Raw genomic sequence first — 2,461 nt, 5'->3', positions numbered from 1 at the left:
CTCCGCGTCCGCCCCGCCGCTCCCCGCGCCCTCGCCGCCGCCTGCGCGCTCGTGCTCGCCCTGACCGGGTGCACCGGCGGCGCCTCCGGAGACGCGGACCCCGCGGCCTCCGGCGACGCGCCCGGCATCCCCGACCTCGCCGAGAACCGCCTCCAGATCCTGGAGGAACCCGCGGCGCCCGAGCTGCCCGTGACCGTCGACTCGGTGGTCCTGGACCCCTACCGCACCAGCTCCGACCCCCTGGAGTACGAGCAGGTCGAGGTCACCGACGCCAGCCGCGTCCTCCCGCTCACCGGCAGCCTCGCCGAGATCGTCTTCACCCTGGGCCTGGGCGACAACGTCGTCGGCCGCGACGTCGGCGCCACCTTCGAGGAGGCCGCCCACCTGCCCACGGTCAGCGAGGCGCACGAGGTCTCCGCCGAGAGCGTGCTGTCCCTGGAGCCCACGGTCGTCCTCGCCGACACCCAGACCGGGCCGCCCGAGGCCATCGAGCAGATCCAGAGCTCCGGCGTCCCTGTCGTCATCGTGGAGGAGGCCTGGTCCATCGACGACATGTACCCGCGCTTCGAGCGCGTGGCCGAGGCCCTCGGCGTCCCGGCCAGCGGCACGGCCCTGGCCGAACGCACGCGCGGGCAGATGGCCGAGGTCAGGGCCGACTCCACCGCGGTCAGCGGCGACCCCCTCGTCGCCTTCCTCTACCTGCGCGGCACCGCCGGGGTCTACCTCCTGGGCGGACCCGGCTCGGGCGCCGACGCCATGCTGGCCGAGATCGGCGCCCGCGACGCCGGGGTCGAGATGGGCCTGACCACACCCTTCACCCCCATCACCACCGAGGCCCTCATCGCCGCCCAGCCCGACGTGCTCCTGGTGATGACCAAGGGACTGGAGTCGGTCGGCGGGATCGAGGGGCTCGTCCAGATCCCCGGCGTCGCCCAGACCCCGGCCGGCGCCGCGCGCGCCGTCGTCGACTTCGAGGACGGCGTCCTGCTCAACTTCGGCCCCCGCACCCCGCAGGTCGTCGCGGCCCTCGCCGACGAACTCGCCGCCGTCAGCGCGGGGGAGGGGGAACGGTGACCGCTCCCCGCAGGCCCGCGGACGACGACGCCCAGGGCCTCCCCGAAGGGTCTGTTCGGGCGGCCACCGGCACGCCCTCCCCCGAGCAGGGCGGAACCAGCACCCGCGAACCCGTTCCTCCCGCAGTCCCGTCAGGCACATCGTTCACTCCGGCCACCCCGAAGGTCCCTTCCGAAGCAGCCGTTCCCACAACCGCACCGGCCGCCTCGAAAGCCACGACCGCACCAGCCGCCCCGCGGGACCGGCGCGCCCTGCGCCGCCTGCGCGCCGCGCTCCTGCTCGCCTCGCTCACCGGCGGTCTCGTCGCGGTCGCGGTCGTCGCCGCCGGGGCCGGGGCCTACCCCATCCCGCCCGGGCAGGTCGCCGCCTCGCTCCTGCACGCCCTCGGTCTGGAGGCGGGCACCCCGCCCGACCGGATCGGCCACACCGTCCTGTGGGACGTGCGCCTGCCCCGCGTCGTCCTGGCCGTCATGGTCGGCGCAGCCCTGGGCGCGGCGGGCGCCATGATGCAGGGCGTCTTCGGCAACCCCCTGGCCGAACCCGGCGTCATCGGCGTCTCCTCCGGTGCGGCCGTCGGCGCTATCGCCGTCATCTTCACCGGCCTGACCATCCTCGGCCACTGGACGATCATCGCCTCCTCCTTCGTGTTCGGCCTGGCCACCACCCTGTTCGTGTACGTGTTCGCGCGCTCGCGCGGACGCACCGAGGTCGTCACCCTGCTGCTCACCGGTATCGCCGTCAACGCGATCGCCGGTGCGGCCATCGGCCTGATGACCAACTTCTCCCAGGACGCCGAGATCCAGACCATCACCTTCTGGCAGCTCGGCAGCGTCTCCACCGCCACCTGGGCCAAGGTCGCCGCCATCGCCCCGTGCCTGCTGCTCGGGCTGTCGGTCATCCCCTTCCACGCGCGCCGCCTGGACCTGCTCGCCCTCGGCGAGGGGCCCGCCCGCCACCTGGGCGTGGACGTGGAGCGCACCCGCCTGGTCCTCATCTGCGCCATGGCCCTGCTGACCTCGGCCGCCGTCGCCTTCGCCGGGATCGTCTCCTTCGTGGGCCTGGTCGTCCCGCACATCATCCGCATGGTCACCGGCCCCGGGCACCGGGTCCTGCTGCCCGCCAGCGCCCTGGGCGGCGGCCTGCTCCTGCTCGCCGCCGACCTGCTCGCCCGCACCGTCGCGGCCCCCGCCGAGATCCCCCTGGGCGTGGTCACCGCGGCCCTGGGCGGGCCGTTCTTCTTCTACCTGCTGTACCGCACCCGTGCCCGGCAAGGAGGCTGGTCGTGAGCGCCCTCGTCCGACTGCGGCGGCGGGTCGCCGCCGCGGCCTCCCCGCTGTACCGGCCGCCCGTGCGCCCCGCCCCGGTCCCACCCGGCGAGGAGATACTC

Annotated in this window: 2 protein-coding genes; both read left to right on the top strand. The window is 74.9% G+C overall.

The features are described from left to right. On the top strand, window positions 1–1,074 hold a 1,074-nt coding region (locus tag DQW06_RS20425; RefSeq protein ID WP_232833097.1), incomplete at its 5' end, for a hemin ABC transporter substrate-binding protein. Continuing rightward, window positions 1,071–2,360, top strand: a complete 1,290-nt coding sequence (locus DQW06_RS20420) for an iron ABC transporter permease (protein WP_013151427.1) — start codon at window positions 1,071–1,073, stop codon at window positions 2,358–2,360. The genes DQW06_RS20425 and DQW06_RS20420, both read left to right, overlap by 4 nt. Window positions 2,361–2,461 lie beyond the last annotated feature (101 nt).

This window comes from Nocardiopsis sp. TNDT3, assembly GCF_003427465.1.
In the GTDB taxonomy this organism is placed as follows: Bacteria; Actinomycetota; Actinomycetes; order Streptosporangiales; family Streptosporangiaceae; genus Nocardiopsis; species Nocardiopsis dassonvillei.
The sequence above is the reverse complement of the archived record's forward strand: the minus strand, read 5'-3'. Positions and strand labels throughout refer to the sequence as shown.